This is a genomic window from Streptomyces sp. NPDC107528 (genome assembly GCF_055639295.1).
The window spans coordinates 273,600-292,927 of the sequence record NZ_JBVKAV010000013.1 but is presented as its reverse complement, the minus strand read 5'-3'; the positions used below and the strand labels follow the sequence as shown (position 1 = coordinate 292,927).

General features: G+C 70.6%; 13 protein-coding genes. 3 read left to right on the top strand and 10 right to left on the bottom strand.

Annotated elements, in window-relative coordinates; genetic code table 11:
- Nucleotides 1–53: 53 nt before the first annotated feature.
- A complete protein-coding gene (locus ACZ7L5_RS36550; RefSeq protein ID WP_471522443.1) occupies nt 54–2,891 on the top strand; it encodes a glycoside hydrolase family 3 C-terminal domain-containing protein in 2,838 nt (945 codons plus the stop codon).
- 124 nt (nt 2,892–3,015) lie between these two features.
- Here the strand turns inward: ACZ7L5_RS36550 and ACZ7L5_RS36545 are convergent, their stop codons facing one another.
- The 3 genes from ACZ7L5_RS36545 to ACZ7L5_RS36535 all read right to left on the bottom strand — a co-directional run bounded on the left by ACZ7L5_RS36545 (nt 3,016) and on the right by ACZ7L5_RS36535 (nt 8,596).
- Nucleotides 3,016–4,461 carry an aldehyde dehydrogenase family protein gene (locus ACZ7L5_RS36545; RefSeq protein WP_471522442.1) on the bottom strand — a complete coding sequence of 482 codons (1,446 nt, stop codon included), beginning with the start codon at nt 4,459–4,461 and terminating at the stop codon, nt 3,016–3,018.
- A gap of 192 nt (nt 4,462–4,653) precedes the next feature.
- Nucleotides 4,654–6,333: a PucR family transcriptional regulator gene (locus ACZ7L5_RS36540; protein ID WP_471522440.1), complete on the bottom strand. Its 1,680-nt coding sequence runs from the start codon at nt 6,331–6,333 to the stop codon at nt 4,654–4,656.
- Between the two features lie 142 nt (nt 6,334–6,475).
- Nucleotides 6,476–8,596, bottom strand: a complete 2,121-nt coding sequence (locus tag ACZ7L5_RS36535; RefSeq protein ID WP_471522438.1) for an ATP-binding protein — start codon at nt 8,594–8,596, stop codon at nt 6,476–6,478.
- 261 nt (nt 8,597–8,857) lie between these two features.
- Between ACZ7L5_RS36535 and gabT the strand changes: the two genes are divergently transcribed.
- Both gabT and ACZ7L5_RS36525 read left to right on the top strand, forming a co-directional pair.
- Nucleotides 8,858–10,192: a 4-aminobutyrate--2-oxoglutarate transaminase gene (gabT, locus tag ACZ7L5_RS36530; protein WP_383245183.1), complete on the top strand. Its 1,335-nt coding sequence runs from the start codon at nt 8,858–8,860 to the stop codon at nt 10,190–10,192.
- A gap of 222 nt (nt 10,193–10,414) precedes the next feature.
- On the top strand, nt 10,415–11,224 hold the full coding sequence (locus tag ACZ7L5_RS36525) for a phosphatase PAP2 family protein (protein ID WP_471522584.1): 810 nt from the start codon (nt 10,415–10,417) through the stop codon (nt 11,222–11,224).
- Nucleotides 11,225–11,227: 3 nt separating this feature from the next.
- On the opposite strand, the gene ACZ7L5_RS36520 is transcribed toward ACZ7L5_RS36525, so the two are convergent.
- The 7 genes from ACZ7L5_RS36520 to ACZ7L5_RS36490 all read right to left on the bottom strand — a co-directional run bounded on the left by ACZ7L5_RS36520 (nt 11,228) and on the right by ACZ7L5_RS36490 (nt 19,256).
- Entirely contained in the window at nt 11,228–13,018 is a 1,791-nt protein-coding gene (locus ACZ7L5_RS36520; RefSeq protein ID WP_471522436.1) for a chitinase, read from the bottom strand.
- A gap of 69 nt (nt 13,019–13,087) precedes the next feature.
- A complete protein-coding gene (locus ACZ7L5_RS36515; protein ID WP_471522434.1) occupies nt 13,088–13,531 on the bottom strand; it encodes a hypothetical protein in 444 nt (147 codons plus the stop codon).
- A 128-nt stretch (nt 13,532–13,659) separates the two neighbouring features.
- A complete protein-coding gene (locus ACZ7L5_RS36510) occupies nt 13,660–15,087 on the bottom strand; it encodes an NAD(P)/FAD-dependent oxidoreductase (RefSeq protein WP_363032363.1) in 1,428 nt (475 codons plus the stop codon).
- Nucleotides 15,088–15,109: 22 nt separating this feature from the next.
- Nucleotides 15,110–15,910: an ABC transporter permease gene (locus ACZ7L5_RS36505; protein WP_362384090.1), complete on the bottom strand. Its 801-nt coding sequence runs from the start codon at nt 15,908–15,910 to the stop codon at nt 15,110–15,112.
- Nucleotides 15,911–16,840: an ABC transporter permease gene (locus ACZ7L5_RS36500; protein WP_471522432.1), complete on the bottom strand. Its 930-nt coding sequence runs from the start codon at nt 16,838–16,840 to the stop codon at nt 15,911–15,913. It abuts the gene before it with no gap.
- Complete coding sequence (locus ACZ7L5_RS36495; protein ID WP_471522430.1) at nt 16,840–18,003, bottom strand: ABC transporter ATP-binding protein; 1,164 nt, start codon at nt 18,001–18,003, stop codon at nt 16,840–16,842. Before ACZ7L5_RS36495 ends, ACZ7L5_RS36500 begins: the two co-directional genes overlap by 1 nt.
- Before the next feature lie 5 nt (nt 18,004–18,008).
- Nucleotides 18,009–19,256 carry an ABC transporter substrate-binding protein gene (locus tag ACZ7L5_RS36490; RefSeq protein WP_328878907.1) on the bottom strand — a complete coding sequence of 416 codons (1,248 nt, stop codon included), beginning with the start codon at nt 19,254–19,256 and terminating at the stop codon, nt 18,009–18,011.
- Nucleotides 19,257–19,328: the final 72 nt, after the last annotated feature.

Genomic DNA, 19,328 nt, shown 5'->3' with positions numbered 1-19,328 from the left:
GCATCGAAGCGCTTCGAAAGCGTCTCGCCGCTCCACCACAAGGGGATCCCCAAGTGACCGCACAAACGCCGCCCACGCCACCTTTCCGTGATCGGCGACTGCCGTTCGCGAAGCGCATCGACGACCTTCTGTCGCGGCTCACCCTCGACGAGAGGATCGGATTTCTGCACCAGTTCACGCCCGCCGTGGAGCGCCTCGGCATCGCCGCGTTCCGCACCGGGCAGGAGGCCCTGCACGGCGTGGCGTGGATGGGCCCGGCCACCGTCTTTCCCCAGGCGGTCGGCCTCGGCGCGACCTGGAACACCGATCTCGTACGCCGGGTCGGCGAAGCGGTGTCGAAGGAGACCCGCGCCATGCGCGCCCGCGACGACCGGGTCGGCCTCAACGTCTGGTCCCCCACCGTCAATCTCCTGCGCCACCCCCTGTGGGGCCGCAACGAGGAGGGCTACTCCGAGGACCCGAAGCTCACCTCGGCCATCGCCACCGCGTACACCCGCGGACTGCGCGGCGACCACCCGACGTACTGGCGCACCGCCCCCGTCCTCAAGCACTGGCTGGCCCACAACAACGAGACGGGCCGAGACGTCACATCCTCGTCGGTGCGCCCGCGCGTCCTGCACGAATACGACCTGCGGGCCTTCCGCGAGACGGTCGAGGCGGGCGCGACGGCCGGGGTGATGCCCGCGTACAACCTGGTCAACGGCCGCCCCAACCATGTCTCGCCGTATCTGCGCGAGCACCTGCGCACCTGGACCGACGAGGACCTCCTGGTCTGCTCGGACGCCGGTGCGCCGTCCAACCTGGTCGACTCCGAGCACTACTTCGACACCCACGAGGAGGCCACGGCGGCCGCGGTCCTCGCCGGGGTGGACAGCTTCACCGACCACGGCACCGACAGTTCGAAGATCACCGCGCGGGTCCGCGGGGCCCTGGACCAGGGCCTGCTGACCGAGGCGGATCTCGACACGGCCGTCCGCCGCCAGCTCTCGGTCCGCTTCCGCCTCGGTGAGTTCGACCCGGAGTACGACCCGCACGCGCCCACCAAGGACTTCGACACCCCGGCCCACCGGGCGCTCGCCCAGGAGGCCGCCGAGCAGTCGGTCGTCCTGCTCAAGAACAGCGACGGACTGCTGCCGCTCGCACCGGACACCCGGATCGCCGTGGTCGGCCTGCTGGCCGACGAGTGCAAGCTCGACTGGTACAGCGGCACGCTCATCCACCGCTCCACCCCGCTGGAGGGCCTGTACGAGCGGTTCGGCGCGGAGCGGGTGGAGTTCGCGGAGGGCGTCGACCGCGTCCTGCTGAAGACCTCGGCCGGAACCTTCCTGCGTGTCCCCGAGGCCGAGGCCGACGACGAGGTGCGCGGCGCCGAGGGCGCCCTCGACCCGGCCCTGCTCGCCGGCCGTACCGACCTGCCCCCGCTGACCTGCGGCCCGACCGGCACCGAACTCGCGCTCGTCGACTGGGGCGAGGGCGTGCTGACGCTGCGCGCCCCCGACGGCCGCTATCTCTCCGTCGCCGGGGACGGCCGCCTCCGCGCCTCCGCCGACCAGCCCGGAGGCTGGGTCGTCCAGGAGACGTTCCGCCTGGAACCGCATGAGAACGGGCACCTCCTCCGGCATCTCGGCACGGGTCACCACGTGTCAGTCGCCGCCGACGGCGTCAGGGTTGCCGAGTCGAATCCGGAGGCTTTCGAGCTCGTCGTCGTCGAATCCGGGGAAGAAGCGGTGGCGCGTGTCACCTCGCGGGCGGACGTGGTCCTGGTGGTCGCGGGCAACGACCCCCACATCAACGGCCGCGAGACCGAGGACCGCACGACACTGGCCCTCCCCGCCCACCAGGAACGCCTCCTGCGGGCCGCCCGCGCCGCCAACCCGAACACGGTGCTGGCGCTGGTGTCGGCGTACCCGTACGCCGTCGACCCGGCCGCGATCCCGGCGATGCTCTGGACGTCCCACGGCGGCCAGGCGGCCGGCACCGCCCTGGCCCGGGTCCTGGCCGGCGACGTCTCCCCCGCGGGCCGCCTCCCGCAGACCTGGTACGCCGACGACGCCGACCTGCCCGGCCTCCTCGACTACGACGTGATCGACGGCCGCCAGACGTACCTGTACTTCGAGGGGACCCCGCTGTTCCCGTTCGGCCACGGTTTGTCGTACGCGAGTTTCTCGTACGCCGGCCTGCGGACGACGGTGGGCGGCCACGGGGTGACGGTCACCTTCACGGTCACCAACACCGGCGAAGGGACGGCCGACGAGGTCGCCCAGCTCTACACCCGAGCCGTCGACCCGACGGTGCCGCGTCCGCGCCGCGAGCTGGTGGCGCACAGCAGGGTGCGGCTGGCTCCCGGCGAGCGGCAGGAGCTGAGTTTCGAAGTCCCGCTGTCCGCCTTCGACTTCTGGGACGTCGCCCGGGGCGGATGGTGCCGCGAGCCGGGCCGGTACGAGATCCTGGCCGGTGCCTCCAGCGAGGACATCCGCCTGCGTACGACCCTGACCCTGACCGGCGAGGCGCCCGCCCCGCGCCCGGCCCTCCGACGCGGCCTGGACGCGGCCGACTTCGACGAGCAGAGCGGCATCGCGATCGTCGACCGTACGAAGGCGTCGGGCGATGCGGTGACGCCGGCGCGGGGCGGGTCGGGCGAACTGGTCTACCGGCACTGCGACTTCGGGGCCGGCGTCACCCGGGTGACGGCGACGGTCTCCGGCGACGGCGTGATCGAGGTGTCCCTGGACGGGGGCCCGGTGCTCGTCGTACTGACGTCCGGGGCGGCGGATGCGAGTCCGTACGACTACTCGACGGTGAGCGCCGGCATCACCGCCGACGGCGTCCACGACGTCCACCTCGAACTGCGCGGCCCACTGCGGCTCGCGCACGTCGGCTTCTCCGGTTGAGGGTCCGGAACAGGCCGACGCAGGAAGGGGCCCGGCACCGGAAGGCATCGGTGCCGGGCCCCTTCGGGAATCCTATATGAAAATGGTTCCCATTAGCTAGCCTTCAGCCGGCCTTGCGACTGATTCACAGAGCGATGCCGGTGAGGACCATCACGCGCTCGTAGGTGTAGTCGTCCATCGCGAACTTCACGCCCTCACGACCCACACCGGACTGCTTGGCACCGCCGTACGGCATCTGGTCGGCGCGGTAGGAGGGCACGTCGCCGATCACGACGCCGCCGACCTCGAGGGCGCGGTGGGCGCGGAAGGCGGTCTGCAGGTCGTGGGTGAACACACCCGCCTGGAGGCCGTACTTGGAGTCGTTGGCGGCGGCGAAGGCAGCCGCCTCCCCGTCGACCTTCTGCACGGTGAGGACGGGTCCGAAGACCTCCTCGCACGCGAGGGTCGTGCCGGCCGGTACGTCGGTCAGCACGGTCGGCGCGTAGGAGGCGCCGTCGCGCTTGCCGCCGGTGAGAAGGCTGGCCCCGGCGGAGACGGCCTCCTCGACCCAGTTCTCGACGCGCTTGGCGGCGTCCTCGCTGACCAGCGGGCCGACATCGGTGGCGTCGTCGCCCGGGTCACCGGTGACCTGGGCCTCGACGGCGGCGACGATGCGCGGCACGAGCCGGTCGTACACGGACGCGTCCGCGATCACCCGCTGCACGGAGATGCAGGACTGGCCGCCCTGGTAGTTGGAGAACGTGGCGATGCGGGTCGCGGCCCGGTCGAGGTCCGCGTCGGAGGCGAAGTCGGCGAGCACGATCGCCGCGCCGTTGCCGCCCAGCTCCAGGGTGCAGTGCTTGCGCGGCACCGAGTCCATGATCGCGTAGCCGACCTTCTCGGAGCCGGTGAAGGAGATGACCGGCAGACGCTCGTCCTGGACCAGGGCGGGCATCTTGTCGTTCGGCACCGGGAGGATGCTCCAGGAGCCGGCCGGAAGCTCGGTCTCGGCGAGCAGCTCACCGAGGATCAGCCCGGACAGCGGGGTGGCAGGGGCGGGCTTCAGGATGATCGGCGCGCCGGCGGCGATGGCCGGGGCGATCTTGTGGGCGCACAGGTTGAGCGGGAAGTTGAAGGGCGCGATACCGAGGACGACACCCTTGGGGAAGCGCCGGGTGAAGGCGAGCCGCCCCTGACCGCCCAGGTCGGTGTCGAGCCGCTGGGCCTCGCCACCGTTGAACCGCCGGGCCTCCTCGGCCGCGAACCGGAACACGGACACGGCACGGCCGACCTCGCCGCGGGCCCACTTCATGGGCTTGCCGTTCTCGGCGTAGATCAGCCGGGCGATCTCCTCGGTCCGCTCGACGAGCCGCCTGCTGACGTGGTCGAGAGCGGCGGCACGTACGTGGGCCGGGGTCGCGGCGAAGTCCTCGCGGACGGCGTACGCGGCGGCCACGGCCTCCTCGGTCTGCGCGTCCGTCGGCACGCTCACCGTGCCGACGACCCGCCCGTCCCACGGGGAGGTCACATCAAAGCTGTCCTCGCCGCTGACCTGGCGGCCGGCGAGCCAGAAGGCGTGGGTGGAAGTCATATGAATTCCCGGCCCTTCCGCGATTGGGGGTGTCCTGGTGTGTCGTGGTCCACGGTAGGGGCGAGGGGGCGGCGCGGCGTTTGTCCGGGGTGTAGTGGTAGGGGGCCGGGGTTCGACGGATTGGCAGAGCGGCGGCTCGGTTCGACGCCGGCCCGGATTCTCCGGGGCGCTCGGTCGTCCTGCTCGGTCGTCCTACTCGGTCGACGTCGCCTTCAACGCCAGCCAGAGCTCCATCCGCACGTCCGCGTCGTCCAGGGACCGCCCCAGAATCTCCTCCACCCGCCGCATCCGGTACCGCAGCGTGTGCCGGTGCACCCCGAGGTCCGCTGCCGCCGCGTCCCACTGCCCGTGCCGGGACAGCCAGGCCCGCAGCGAGGCGACCAGATCCCCCCGCCCCGTCGCGTCGTGCTCGTGCAGCGCCCGCAGCAACCCGTCCGCGAACGCCTTCACCGCGTCGTCCGCGAGCAACGGCAGCACCGACCCCGCCGCCATCTGCTCGTGCTCCACGCACACCCGCCCCCGCCGCCGCGCCACCGACAGCGCCTGCTCGGCCTGCTTGTACGCCGCCGCCGCGGCGATGGGTCCGGCCGGCGCCGAGAGCCCGACGACCAGTTCGTCCTCGTCGGTGCTCCCCGGCGGCTCCGGTACGGTCCCGGTCCGCGCCGCCTCCAAAGCCGCCGCGTAATCCGCACACGCGTCCACCGCCGCGCCCCCGTCCGCCGCGAGCACCACCAGCCGTGCCGTGTCCCCCTCCCCCTCGGGCACCACCAGCACCGCTTCCCCTGCACGCGCCGCCGCCGACTCCACGACCTCGGTGAGGGCACCCAGCGGATCGCCGCTCGCCTCGGAGGCGGCGACCAGCACCGCGGCGGACGCCTTGGTGAGCGCCACCCGGCTCCCGGAGTCCACGACACGCGCCGCCGACACCGACGCGGCCTCGGCGACGATCACCCGGAAGGGCGCGTCCAGGAGCCCTCCGTACAGGTCCCCGGCCACCGCCCGCGCATGATCGGGCTCCCCTGCGAGCAGCATGCGCAGCACTGCCGCGCCCACCCGCGCCTCGGCCGCCTGCAGCGAGCGCGACCGCTCGGTGGTCAGGGTCAGCAGCGCGATGGCCGAGTGGACGGCGTACCGCTCGGCCGTGCCCAGTGCCGCCGCGGTGCCCACGGCCAGGGCGGCGCGGGGCCGGCGGCCGGTGCCCAGGGTGTGCAGCTCGACCCGGTCCTCGTTCTCCGGCCCGCCCACGACGGACGACGCCGGCGCCGGCCGCTCCCGCAGCCGTTCCACGTCCGCCGTGAGCCGTGCCGCCCTCCGCCCGGCCCATTCCGGCGCGGTCGCGACGACGGCACCGGATGCGTCGAACAGCGCCGCCCAGCCGTCGACCTGCGAGGCCAATGCCGTCAGCAGCCCTTCCGGCCCGTCGGTCAACGCCTGCTTGGTCAGCTCCCGTTGCGCCGCGAACCCCGCCGTCACCGCCCGGTACTGATCCGCCGCGATCGCCGCCGACACGGCCTTGCTGATGGCGAGGAAGGGCGTGCGCCGCGGCACCTCCAGCAGCGGCATGCCCTCCTGCGCCGCCGCGTCGACGAGTGCCTCGGGGATGTTCTCGTAGTTGACGCCGACCGCGAAGCCGAGTCCGGCCACGCCCGCGCCGACCAGCCGCCGCACATAGCGCTGCATCGACTCGGGGTTCTCCGCGTCCAGCTTGAGCGCGGTGATCAGCAGCAGTTCCCCGCCCTCCATGTAGGGGACCGGGTCGGCGAGCTCACTGGCGTGCACCCAGCGCACGGGCACGTCCAGGCGGTCCTCGCCCGCCCGCACGGTCAGCTTGAGCGCGGAGTGGTGCAGGAGCGAGGCGAGCGTGGGGGGCATGAGGCCTTCAAATCGGTGTGAGCTCTGTGACCGCTGGATCTTCGGTGATCTCTGTGATCATTTGGCCGCCGTGTATGAACGACCTGTGCCGATTCTGCCTCACCGGAAGGTCACCGCGCGGCCTGCCGCCCGTACCCCCAGGTCACCCCCGAAGATCCACCAGCAAAGGCGGCGCGTGCTCGCCCTGCACGCTGGTGAGCGACAGCACCGCATGCCCGGGCGGCACCGCGTGCGCCAGCTCGGACGCCGACCAGCGCTCGCGCTCGACCTGGCGTACGGTCACCGCCCGCGCGGTCGGCGCCTTGCCGGTGATCACCCGCCGCAGCGCGTGCACCGCCTTCCCGGCCGGGGTCTCCGCGATGATCTGCCGGTCGGTGACGTCCCGCGCCTCGGTCCACTCCTTGCCCCACACCTCGGCGAAGTCCTGCCCGTCCCAGGGCGTGATCCCGGCCAGCGCCATCCGGCACCCGGCGGCGCCGAGCAGCGGCCCGCGCAGCGGCCTCGGCGCGTCGTCCAGGCTGCGCAGCGTGAGCACCGCGCCGGCGTTGCCGGACCGCAGCCGCTGGATGCCCCGTACGGCCTCGGGCGTCACGACGCCGGTCGCGTCGTCCAGCACCAGACAGGCGAACAGCGACCGGTCCTCCCGTACGGCGATGCTGGCCGTGAACTGCGCCAGCACCAGCCGCGCCAGCATCCGCGAGGCCTCCGCGTGCCCGCGCGCCGGCAGGTCGATGCGGACCCGGACGGGGTGGTCGAGGGCCTTCAGCGAAAACGGCCGGGACTGCCCGGAGGTGTCGAAGAACCCGGCGAAGGCAGGGCGGTCGAGCAGCGCCACCCGGTCCGCGAGCACGGCCGCCACATCGCCGGGATGCCCCGACTGCCGCTCCCGGGCGTCGAGTTCGCGGATGAGGGATTCCTGCCCGGACCCCTCCAGCGCCGTGCGCAGCGCGCCGAGCGCACCAGGGGCGCCGTCCAGCAGCTGCCGTAGCTCCGCCACGGACGGGAAGCGCTGATGGACGGCGCGGAACGGCCCGAGCAACTGGGCCAGCACGGTCGTGGAGCGGCGGCTGTCGCTGCCCGGATGCGGGTCGGCGAGATCCCCGACGAGCGCCTCGGCGAGCACGGCCGCCGCCTCGTCGGGGTCGCCGGTGCCGCCGTACAGGTCCAGGTCGTAGACCGAGTCCGGGTTTCCGATCCGTACGACGACGTCGTACGAGTCCTCCGGTCCGAGCCCCGTGCCCGCCGCCCCGACCACGACCACGGCGGCCCGTCCGGCGAGCGTGTGCAGGCACAGCGACTCGGCCAGCGGCCGCACGACGGTCCCCGTCTTGCCGGACCCGGCCGGCCCGACGGCGAGCAGGGAGGTGCCGAGCAGGTCGGGCCCGAGGCCCAGTCCCGTCCCGCGGTAGGCGTACGGATTGCGCGGATCGTCGGCGGTCGTACCGAGCCGCACCTGACCGCTGACGAGGTCGTGCCGCGCGACCCGGCCCGGCACGTCGCGCTCGCCCGACGGGTGCAGACAGGCGGCGGCACCGTCCTTGAGGACGGCACCGCTGAAGGTGGCAAGGTCGTGCCGCCCACTGCGCACGCCCTGCCAGGCGCGGCTGATCCGGGCGTAGTCGACGTCCCGCATCAGCCCCGACCGCGCGTCGGCACTCAGCCGCTCGGCGGCATCCGTGGCACCGGCGGTGCGCAGCGCGGGCCAGGACGCGGGGTCCTGCTCGGGGGCGGGCGCCCGCTCGGGCGCGGGTGCCGTACGCAGCCAGGCGGGCGGGCCGTAGCGACGCCAGACCTCGCCCCAGCGACCCAGTCGGCCGACGGCGAGCATTATGGCGAGGGCGATGAGCGTGTAGTAGCTGTACCAGAGGACGGCGTTGCCGACGCGGTCGTTGTTCTCGCGCCAGGAGTCCGGGGTGAACAGCTCCAGGGGCAGCACCCACCAGCCACCGAGATAGCCGTTCCAGAGCAGCGACCAGATCAGCCACCCGACCAGGAAGGCGATCACCGCCCCGCTCAGCAACTGCCGCCCCGGGATCCGCTCGGGCTCCGCGTCCGGGCGGGGCACGTGCCCGAACCGCCACACGCCGGGGAGCGCCTCCGGTCGTGGCGCCCGCAGCCAGGTCAGGAACGCCGAGTCGTCCGGCCCCGCACCCGGCGCCCGTGTCGGCCGAGGCGGCACCGCAGGGGCCTGTGGTGGTGCCGCAGGCCGAGGCACAGGCGTGGCGTGCGTACCCCGCGCGTCCCGCGTCCCGTCGCTGTCCATCGCCCTTGCCCCCTGACCAGCCGTTCCGTCCGTACCATCCACCATCAGCGAGTCAATCTAACGTGCACTCCTGGGGAGTTCACCGCTTACACGGCCGACCGAACGGATCGAGCTGCTCCAGACACTCGGCGTCGCTATGTCCACGACGGACAACCGGGCCCCCTGACAACGCCCACATGGAGCATGCCCACCCCCCGCTCCCCGCCCTAGCCTGCGAGAAAAGAACAAGACAAGCGTCCGCAAAACCCCCAGGAGCCCCTCATGAGCGCACTTCCGCAGGAGCGCCGCCTCGTCACCGCCATCCCCGGCCCGAAGTCGCAGGAGCTGCAGGCCCGCCGTACCGCCGCGGTCGCGCAGGGCGTGGGCTCCGTGCTGCCCGTGTTCACCGCGCGGGCGGGCGGCGGCATCATCGAGGACGTCGACGGGAACCGGCTCATCGACTTCGGTTCGGGCATCGCCGTGACGTCGGTCGGCGCGTCCGCCGAGGCGGTCGTACGCAGGGCGAGCGCGCAGCTCGCCGACTTCACCCACACCTGTTTCATGGTCACGCCGTACGAGGGCTACGTGGCCGTCGCCGAGGCGCTGGCCGAGCTGACGCCGGGTGACCACGCCAAGAAGTCGGCGCTGTTCAACTCCGGCGCCGAGGCCGTCGAGAACGCCGTCAAGATCGCCCGCTCGTACACCAAGCGCCAGGCCGTCGTCGTCTTCGACCACGGCTACCACGGCCGTACGAACCTCACCATGGCGCTGACCTCGAAGAACATGCCGTACAAGCACGGCTTCGGCCCGTTCGCGCCCGAGGTCTACCGCGTGCCGGTCGCCTACGGCTACCGCTGGCCGACCGGTGCGGAGAACGCCGGGCCGGAGGCCGCCGCGCAGGCCATCGACCAGATCAGCAAGCAGGTCGGTGCGGAGAACGTCGCCGCGATCATCATCGAGCCGGTGCTCGGCGAGGGCGGCTTCATCGAGCCGGCCAAGGGCTTCCTGCCGGCGATCAGCAAGTTCGCCTCCGACAACGGCATCGTCTTCGTCGCCGACGAGATCCAGTCCGGCTTCTGCCGCACCGGCCAGTGGTTCGCCTGCGAGGACGAGGGCATCGTCCCGGACCTGATCACCACCGCCAAGGGCATCGCGGGCGGTCTGCCGCTCGCCGCCGTGACCGGTCGCGCCGAGATCATGGACGCCGCGCACTCCGGCGGCCTGGGCGGCACCTACGGCGGCAACCCGGTGGCGTGCGCCGGTGCGCTGGGCTCCATCGAGACCATGAAGGAGCTCGACCTCAACACCAAGGCGAAGAACATCGAGGCGACCATGAAGGCCCGCCTCACCGCCATGGCCGAGAAGTTCGACATCATCGGCGACATCCGCGGCCGCGGCGCCATGATCGCCATCGAGCTGGTCAAGGACCGCACCACCAAGGAGCCCGACGCGCAGGCGACCGCCGCGCTCGCCAAGGCCTGCCACCAGGAGGGCCTGCTGGTCCTGACCTGTGGCACCTACGGCAACGTGCTGCGCTTCCTGCCTCCGCTGGTGATCGGCGAGGACCTCCTCAACGAGGGCCTCGACATCATCGAACAGGCCTTCGCCCGCATCTGAGGTCACAGCAAAACCACTGGTGAGCGACAGGGGCCTCGCCCCATGCGACTCGTCCGCCCCAGCCCCGGCACCTTCCGTGATTCCGGGGCCGGGGCGGCTACCGTCAGAGCGTGTGAAGAAGGTGTGCGAGGTGGATGTCAGGACGCCATTCCGGCTGTCTAACACCATCGCCCTGTCGTAGGTTCTAAGCAGATGAGAGATACACCCCGCCCAGAGGGGACTCTGGGCGACTTCGGGCCGAGGCCTCCCCAGCTTCGACCTGGTCGTGCCCTCGCGCACACACCCGGAGCTTCCGGCTCCGGATCTCCTCACCGATCGGACAGTCGCCCGCCCCAAACCCCCCGGGGCGCGCGACCTTCCGATCCGGACGGCCGCCCCGGAACCACCCCCCCTGTTCCGGGGCGGCCGACCTCCCTCTTCGTCCTTCTCGGACTCCTCGGGCTTCCCGCCCTTCTCTTCGTGCTCATCACCTGGCAGGTGGTGGCCGACGGCCCGCTGGTCGACCTCGACGAGGCGGCCAGCCGGGCCCTGGCTCATCCGGACCGTTTCTCCGAACTCCTCGCCGACCTGGGCAATGTGCCGGTCGCGGTGCCCGTGCTCGCCGTGAGTCTGATGTACGTCGCCTGGCGGGCCCGCAGCACCGGTACACACCAATGGTGGTGGCCGGCCGCCTCCGCGGCCCTGCTCATGGCGCTGGTTCCGGCCCTGGTGATCCCCCTCAAGATCCTGACCGACCGCCCCGGCACCCCGGTAGTGCCGCCCGCCACCGGCTACTACCCGTCCGGCCACACGGCCACGGCCGCCATCGCCTACGGTGCCGCGACCCTGTTGCTGCTGCCGTGGCTGAGTTCCGTGTTCGCACAGCGCGCGCTCCTCGTCACGTGCGCCGTGCTCAATCTCTGCGTCGGCTTCGGGCTGGTCCGGCGCGGCTACCACTGGCCACTGGACGTAGTGGCCAGTTGGTGCCTGTGCACGGTGCTCCTCTCGCTGCTCTGGCTGTTCCTCAGCCGTGCCGGGCGCCGGCCCGCGTAGCCGTCAGCCGAAATAGCCGTCGAACGTCCGCTGGAACTCCCAGTTCGAGTAGCGGTCCCAGTTGATCGACCACGTCATCAGACCGCGCAGCGCGGGCCAGGTGCCGTGGGTGGCGTACGAGCCGCAATTGGCCCTCTTCGTCAGGCAGTCGAGGGTCTTGGTGACCTCGGCCGGAGGGACGTGGCCGTTGCCCGCGTTGGTGGAGGCGGGCATGCCGATCGCGATCTGGTCGGGACGCAGGGGCGGGAAGACGTTGCCGGCGTTGCCCGCGACCGGGAAGCCGGTCAGCAGCATGTCGGTCATGGCGATGTGGAAGTCGGCGCCGCCCATGGAGTGGTACTGGTTGTCCAGGCCCATGATCGGGCCCGAGTTGTAGTCCTGGACGTGCAACAGCGTCAGGTCGTCGCGCAGGGCGTGGATGACCGGGAGGTACGCCCCGGCCCTCGGGTCCTGGCCGCCCCACTGGCCGGTGCCGTAGTACTGGTAGCCGAGCTGGACGAAGAAGGTCTCCGGGGCCATGGTCAGCACGAAGTCGTCGCCGTACCTGGCCTTCAGGGTCTTCACGGCCGAGATGAGGTTGACGATCACCGGCGTCCTCGGGTTCTTGAAGTCCGTGTCGTCGGCGTTCAGGGAGAGCGAGTGGCCCTCGAAGTCGATGTCCAGGCCGTCGAGTCCGTACTCGTCGATGATCCTCGACACCGACGTCACGAAGGTGTCCCGCGCGGCCGTCGTCGTCAGCTGCACCTGGCCGTTCTGGCCGCCGATCGATATCAGCACCTTCTTGCCGGCCGCCTGCTTGGCCTTGATCGCCGCCTTGAACTCGGCGTCGCTCTCGACGTTCGGGCACTCCGTGGCCGGGCAGCGGTCGAACCGGATGTCGCCCGAGGTGACCGAGGTCGGTTCGCCGAAGGCCAGGTCGATGACGTCCCAGCTGTCGGGGACGTCGGCCAGACGGGTGTAGCCGGAGCCGTTGGCGAAGCTCGCGTGGAGGTAGCCGACCAGGGCGTGGGCAGGGAGGTCCACGGGGCTGCCGGTGCCCGCGGTCGTCGTCGCGGTCACCGTGGCCGACTTCGCCGACTCGCCCGCGTCGTTCACCGCGGCGACCTGGAAGCCGTACGCCGTGGAGGGCGAGAGCCCGCCGATCGTGGCCGAAGTGCCGGTCACCGTCCGGACGTTGACGCCGTCGCGGTAGACGGCGTAGCCCGTCGCACCCGGGACGGCCGACCAGGACAGGGCGACGCTGGACGAGGTGACCGCTCCGGTCTTCAGGCCGGTCGGGGCGGCGGGCGGCTGGCCGGCGTCCACTCCGGGTCCGACGAGGGAGATGTCGTCGGCGTTGTAGGCCCCGGTGCCGTACCAGCCGTGGGTGTAGAGGGTGACGCGGGTGGTGGACGGGCCCGTCCTGAAGGTCGTCGTGAGCTGCTGCCAGCCGGGGGCGGACTGCGTCCACGCGGAGACGTCGGTGGTGCCGGTGCCGCTCGCGCCGAGGTAGACGTACGAGCCGCGGACGTATCCGGACAGGGTGTACTGGGAGTCCGGCTTCACGGTGACGGTCTGTGCGCACCGGGCGTTGTCGCTGCCGGCCGGGGTGGCCTGGAGCGCGGAACTGCCGCTGCGCACGGGCGTGTTGACGGTCGTACCGGCCGTGCAGGTCCAGCCGTCGAGGCCGGCCTCGAAGCCGCCGTTGCGGGCCAGGTCCGCGTCGGCCGCACGGGCGGCCGACGAGAGCGCGGTGACGCCGGGCAGGGTCAGTGCCGCGGCGGTCAGGAGAGCGAGGGGTCTGAAGCGATCCACAAGTGCCTCCAGGCAGGGGGGAAATGGAGGGTGGAGCCGCACACAACTTGGTCCAGACCAATCCGCCTGTCAAGAGTCGGCGAGACCCGCCGCCGCCTCGTGCATGGCCAGTTCGAGAAGTGCCGGGTCGTTGAGGGTGCCGGTGCCGTCCGGTGGGACCAGCCAGCGGGTGCCGCCGGTGGCGCGGCCCGGGTACGGAACGACGATCCAGGTGCCGGCCCCGGCCGTACGGATGCCGGTGCCGAGCCAGCGTGCGGCCGTGCCGGGCGGCACGAAGAAGCCCATGCGGGCGTCGCCGAAGTCGACCAGGACCGGGCCCAGTTGGTCGATGACGCGGCTGAGCACATCGAGCGTCGGATAGCCGAGCTCGCCCGGCAGGATGAGTACGTCCCAGGCCTTGCCCGCCGGCAGCAGTGCGACCCCGAGGGGGTTGCGCTCCCACTCCCAGCGACAGGCTTCGGGATTCGGCGCAACGGATGCCAGCCACTCGACCGCCGTCTTCGCCCCTGTCATGACGGTGACCTCCCTTTTCCTCATGGACGCTGATCGCGTCACGAGGGAGAGGGAGGTCATCGGCAGGCATTACGCGGGTTCTCACCGCCAGTTCAAAGTGAGCTGAGTCACATGCTCACCGGCGGTCTTCAGCTGTCGAAGCCGAGGCCCAGCCGGTCCATCGCCTTCAGCCACAGATTGCGCCGCCCGCCCTGCGCGTCGGCGCGGGCCAGCGACCACTTGGTGAGCGCGATGCCGGTCCAGGCGAAGGGCTCCGGCGGGAAGGGCAGTGGCTTCCGGCGGACCATTTCGAGCTGCGTGCGCTCCGTCCGCTCCCCCGCCAGCAGGTCCAGCATCACGTCCGCGCCGAACCGGGTGGCGCCGACGCCGAGTCCGGTGAAGCCCGCCGCGTACGCCACGTTGCCCTGGTGGGCGGTGCCGAAGAACGCCGAGAAGCGCGAGCAGGTGTCGATCGCGCCGCCCCACGCGTGTGTGAAGCGGACGCCCTCCAGCTGCGGGAAGCAGGTGAAGAAGTGCCCGGCGAGCTTGGCGTACGTCTCCGGACGGTCGTCGTACTCGGCCCGCACCCGGCCGCCGTACGGGTAGATGGCGTCGTAGCCGCCCCACAGGATGCGGTTGTCGGCGGAGAGGCGGAAGTAGTGGAACTGGTTGGCCGAGTCGCCGAGGCCCTGGCGGTTCTTCCAGCCGATCGACGCCAGCTGGTCCTCGGTGAGGGGCTCGGTCATCAGGGCGTAGTCGTAGACCGGGACGGTGTAGGAGCGGACGCGCTTGATCAGGTTCGGGAAGATGTTCGTGCCGAGCGCGACCTTGCGGGCGCGGACCGAGCCGTACGGAGTGCGTACGGCCATCCCCGCGCCGTACGGCTTCAGGGTGAGGGCGGGGGTGTGCTCGTAGACGCGGACGCCGAGGTCCAGGCAGGCCTGCTTCAGGCCCCACACCAGCTTGGCCGGGTTGAGCATGGCGACGCCCCGGCGGTCGTAGAGGCCGGCCTGGAACGTCGGTGAGTCGACCTGTGCCCGCACCGCCTCGGCGTCCAGGAACTCGACGCCCTCGGCGAGTCCCTTGTCCCGCAACTCCTCGTACCAGTCGCGCAGTTCCGCTGCCTGGTATGCCTCGGTGGCGACATCGATCTCGCCGGTGCGTTCGAAGTCGCAGTCCAGGGAGTAGCGGGCGACCGCCTTCTCGATCTCGTCGAGGTTGCGGGCGCCCAGCTCCTCCAGCTTGTGGATCTCGTCCGGCCAGCGGGTGAGCCCGTTGGGCAGACCGTGGGTGAGGGAGGCGGCGCAGAAGCCGCCGTTGCGGCCCGAGGCGGCCCAGCCCACCTCGCGTCCTTCGAGCAGCACGACATCCCGCTGCGGGTCGCGCTCCTTGGCGATGAGCGCGGTCCACAGTCCGCTGTACCCGCCGCCGACGACCAGCAGATCGCAGGTCTCGGCGGTGGTGAGGGCGGCCTCGGGGCGGGGGCGGCCGGGGTCGTCCAGCCAGTACGGGACCGGCTGGGCGTCGGAGAGGGCCTTCGTCCAGTGATTGCCAGAACTCATGGCGCTTGGGGCCATGATTTCAACTCCCTACAGGGGTTTATGCCTTTTGCTTCTTACGGCGGTTTCCGATGGCCATGGAGGCCAGGACGAACAGTACGGCGATGATGAACATGGCCGTACCGATGACATTGATCTGAACGGGCGTTCCGCGCTGGGCCGAGCCCCAGACGAACATCGGGAAGGTGACGGTGGAGCCCGCGTTGAAATTGGTGATGATGAAGTCGTCGAAGGACAGCGCGAAGGCGAGCATCGCGCCCGCCGCGATTCCCGGCGCGGCGATCGGCAGGGTGACCCGGACGAACGTCTGGAAGGGGCCGGCGTACAGGTCCTGCGCGGCCTGTTCCAGCCGCGGGTCCATCGACATCACGCGCGCCTTCACCGCCGTCACGACGAAGCTCAGGCAGAACATGATGTGCGCGATGAGGATCGTCCAGAAGCCGAGCTGAGCACCCATGTTGAGGAACAGGGTGAGCAGCGAGGCGGCCATGACGACCTCGGGCATTGCCATGGGCAGGAAGATCAGCGAGTTGATGGCGCCCCGCGCACGGAAGCGGTAGCGGACCAGCGCGAAGGCGATCATCGTGCCCAGCAGCGTGGCGCCGATGGTCGCCCAGAACGCGATCTGGAGGCTGACCGACAGCGAGCCGCACAGGTCGGAGACACCGCACGGGTCCTGCCAGGCGGCCGTGGAGAACTCCTGCCATTCGTAGTTGAAGCGCCCCTTCGGTTTGTTGAAGGAGAAGATCGTCACGATGACATTGGGCAGGAGAAGATAAGCGAGCGTCAGCAGTCCCGCGATGACCACGAGATTGCGCTTGAGCCAGTTGACGAAGGTCATTTAAACCAGATCCTCCGTGCCGGACCTGCGGATGTAGACCGTCACCATGACGAGGATGGCGGCCATGAGGATGAAGGAAAGAGCCGCTGCCGTCGGATAGTCCAGGATTCGCAGGAACTGCGTCTGAATGACGTTTCCGACCATGCGGGTGTCGGTCGAGCCGAGCAGATCGGCATTCACGTAGTCACCGGCCGCCGGGATGAAGGTCAGCAGCGTGCCGGAGACGACGCCGGGCATCGACAGCGGGAAGGTGACCTTGCGGAAGGTGGTGACCGGCTTGGCGTAGAGGTCGTTCGCCGCCTCGTGCAGCCGTGGGTCGATGCGCTCCAGCGAGGTGTAGAGCGGCAGGATCATGAACGGCAGGAAGTTGTACGTCAGACCGCACACCACCGCGAGCGGCGTGGCCAACACGCGGTCGCCCTCGGTCATGCCGAGCCAGCTGGTGACGTCCAGGACGTGCAGCGTGTTGAGGGCGCCGACGACCGGGCCGCCGTCCGCGAGGATCGTCTTCCAGGCGAGGGTGCGGATCAGGAAGCTGGTGAAGAACGGCGCGATCACCAGGATCATGATCAGGTTCCGCCAGCGGCCCGCCCGGAAGGCGATGAGGTAGGCGAGCGGGTAGCCGAGGACCAGGCACAGGATCGTCGCCGAGCCGGCGTAGAGCACCGAGCGCAGGAACTGCGGGTAGTAGTCGGACAGGGCGTCCCAGTACGTGGCGAAGTGCCAGGTGACCTTGTAGCCCTCCTCCAGGGAGCCCGTCTGCACGGACGTGGAGGCCTGGTAGATCATCGGCAGCGCGAAGAATACGACCAGCCACAGGATGCCGGGCAGCAGAAGCCAGTACGGCACCAGGCGCCCGCGTTTGCGGGGCGGCTTCTTCTCCGGGGCGGTCGGGGAGAGAGGCGGGGGCGCCTCGGTGACTGTCGCCATCAGACCGCCGCCTCTTCCTGGATGCCGGCGGAGCCCGTCGTCCCGGCAAGCAGGGACTGGGCCGCGTCAAGGCCGAAGGTGTGCGCGGGGTTCCAGTGCAGGACGACCTCGGCGCCGGGTACGAGCCGGTCGTCCCGGTCGATGTTCTGGGCGTAGACCTCGAACTCGGGGCAGACGGGGCTGTCGACGACGTACTGCGTGGAGACGCCGATGAAGGACGAGTCCGCGATCTTCCCGGTGATGCGGTTGCGGCCCTCGGGTATCTCGCCCGCCTCGTCGGCATGCGTGAGGGAGATCTTCTCGGGGCGCACGCCGACCAGCACCTTGCCGCCGGTCGCCGTGGCCGCGCCGCACCGCGCCTCGGGCAGGACGAGCTTGCCGCCGGCCGCCTTCAGCACGATGTCGCCGCCGCTCTTGGAGTCGACCTCGGCCTCGATGAAGTTGGAGGTGCCGAGGAAGTTGGCGACGAACGTCGTGCGCGGGTTCTCGTAGAGGTCGGTCGGCGAGCCGAGCTGCTCGACGCGGCCCGCGTTCATCACGGCGACCGTGTCGGCCATCGTCATGGCCTCCTCCTGGTCGTGCGTGACGTGGACGAAGGTGATGCCGACCTCGGTCTGGATGCGCTTGAGCTCCAGCTGCATCTGGCGGCGCAGCTTCAAGTCGAGGGCGCCGAGCGGCTCGTCGAGGAGGAGCACCTTGGGGTGGTTGATCAGCGCACGGGCGACGGCCACACGCTGCTGCTGGCCACCGGACAGCTGGTGCGGCTTCTTGCGGGCCTGCTCGCCGAGCTGGACGAGGTCGAGCATGTCCTCGACCTGCTTCTTCACGCTCTTGATGCCGCGTCGGCGCAGCCCAAAGGCGACGTTCTCGAAGATGTCGAGGTGCGGGAAGAGGGCATAGGACTGGAAGACCGTGTTCACCGGCCGCTTGTACGGCGGGAGCGCGGTCACGTCCTGGTCGCCGAGGTGAACGGTGCCGGAGGAAGGTTCCTCCAGGCCGGCGATCATGCGCAGAGTGGTGGTCTTGCCGCAGCCGGAGGCGCCGAGCAGGGCGAAGAAGGAACCCTGGGGCACGGTCAGGTCGAGCGGGTGTACGGCATTGAAGGAGCCGTAGGTCTTGCTTATGCCGGAGAGGCGGACGTCGCCGCTGGTGTCGTTCGTCATGGTGGTCACGCCCCTGTGAGCTTCGCGAACTTCTCTTCGTAGGCCGTCTCTTCCTTCGAACTCAGGGAGCGGAAGGCACGGGACTGGGCCTGCATGGCCTTGTCGGGGAGGATCAGCGGGTTGTTCGCCGCGTCCTCGTCGATCTTCGCGAGCTCTTCCTTCACGCCGTCCACGGGACAGACGTAGTTGATGTAGGCGGCGAGCTCGGCGGCGGGCTTCGGCTCGTAGTAGAAGTCGATGAGCCGCTCGGCGTTCGTCTTGTGACGGGCCTTGTTGGGAATCAGCATGTTGTCGCTGGACGTCATGTAGCCGCTGTCCGGGATGAGGAAGTCGATGTCCGGGCTGTCGGCCTTGAGCTGTACGACGTCACCGGCCCAGGCGAGGCAGGCCGCGAAGTCTCCGCTGGTGAGGTCGGAGGTGTAGTCGTTGCCGGTGAACCGGCGGATCTGCTTGTTGTCGACGGCCTTCTGCAGACGGGCGATCGCCGCGTCGTAGTCGTCGTCGGTGAACTTCGCGGGGTCCTTGCCCATGTCGAGCAAGGTCATCCCGATGGTGTCGCGCATCTCGGTGAGGAAGCCGACGCGGCCCTTGAGCTTGGGGTTGTCGAGCAGGTCGGAGACCGTCTTCACCTCGACGCCGTCGAGCGCCTTCTTGTTGTAGGCGATGACGGTCGAGATGCCCTGCCAGGGGTACGAGTACGCCCGTCCCGGGTCCCAGTCGGGGTTGCGGAACTGCTGGGAGAGGTTGGCGAAGGCGTGCGGCAGGTTCGACGGGTCGAGTTTCTGGACCCACCCCAGGCGTATCAGGCGGCCGGCGAGCCAGTCCGTGAGGACGACGATGTCGCGCCCGGTCTCCTGGCCCGCGGCCAGCTGCGGCTTGATCTTCCCGAAGAACTCGTTGTTGTCGTTGATGTCCTCGGTGTACTTGACCTTGATGCCGGTCCGCTTCGCGAACTGCTCCAGCGTCGGGTGGTGCTTGCCGCTGTCGTCGACGTCCATGTACTCGGTCCAGTTGGAGAAGCTGACCTGCTTCTCCTTGGCCGAGTGGTCCTCGGCGGACGTGCCGCCCTCGGTCTTGCCGGCCGCGGGGATGCCGCAGGCACTGAGCGCCCCGAGTCCGCCCACCGCGAGAGCGCCGCCGGTGGAGGCGCGCAGCAGGGAACGGCGGGTCATGGCGGCCCGGCCGTTGCGCAGGCTGCGCCGCATGGCGGCCACTTGGGCCGGGGACAGGCGGTCGGGCTCGTACTGCTCCATGCGCGTGGTGCCCTTTCGGGAGATCGGGAGGGAGGGGAGGCCGGCCGCGGGGAGGGGGTCGAGGCGGCCGCG

Excerpts from the sequence above, each read along its gene's own strand:
- ACZ7L5_RS36545 (WP_471522442.1), bottom strand. The coding sequence starts at position 4,461 with ATGACTTCCACCCACGCCTTCTGGCTCGCCGGCCGCCAGGTCAGCGGC.
- ACZ7L5_RS36540 (WP_471522440.1), bottom strand. The coding sequence starts at position 6,333 with ATGCCCCCCACGCTCGCCTCGCTCCTGCACCACTCCGCGCTCAAGCTG.
- ACZ7L5_RS36535 (WP_471522438.1), bottom strand. The coding sequence starts at position 8,596 with ATGGACAGCGACGGGACGCGGGACGCGCGGGGTACGCACGCCACGCCT.
- gabT (WP_383245183.1), top strand. The coding sequence starts at position 8,858 with ATGAGCGCACTTCCGCAGGAGCGCCGCCTCGTCACCGCCATCCCCGGC.
- ACZ7L5_RS36515 (WP_471522434.1), bottom strand. The coding sequence starts at position 13,531 with ATGACAGGGGCGAAGACGGCGGTCGAGTGGCTGGCATCCGTTGCGCCG.
- ACZ7L5_RS36510 (WP_363032363.1), bottom strand. The coding sequence starts at position 15,087 with ATGGCCCCAAGCGCCATGAGTTCTGGCAATCACTGGACGAAGGCCCTC.
- ACZ7L5_RS36505 (WP_362384090.1), bottom strand. The coding sequence starts at position 15,910 with ATGACCTTCGTCAACTGGCTCAAGCGCAATCTCGTGGTCATCGCGGGA.
- ACZ7L5_RS36500 (WP_471522432.1), bottom strand. The coding sequence starts at position 16,840 with ATGGCGACAGTCACCGAGGCGCCCCCGCCTCTCTCCCCGACCGCCCCG.
- ACZ7L5_RS36495 (WP_471522430.1), bottom strand. The coding sequence starts at position 18,003 with ATGACGAACGACACCAGCGGCGACGTCCGCCTCTCCGGCATAAGCAAG.
- ACZ7L5_RS36490 (WP_328878907.1), bottom strand. The coding sequence starts at position 19,256 with ATGGAGCAGTACGAGCCCGACCGCCTGTCCCCGGCCCAAGTGGCCGCC.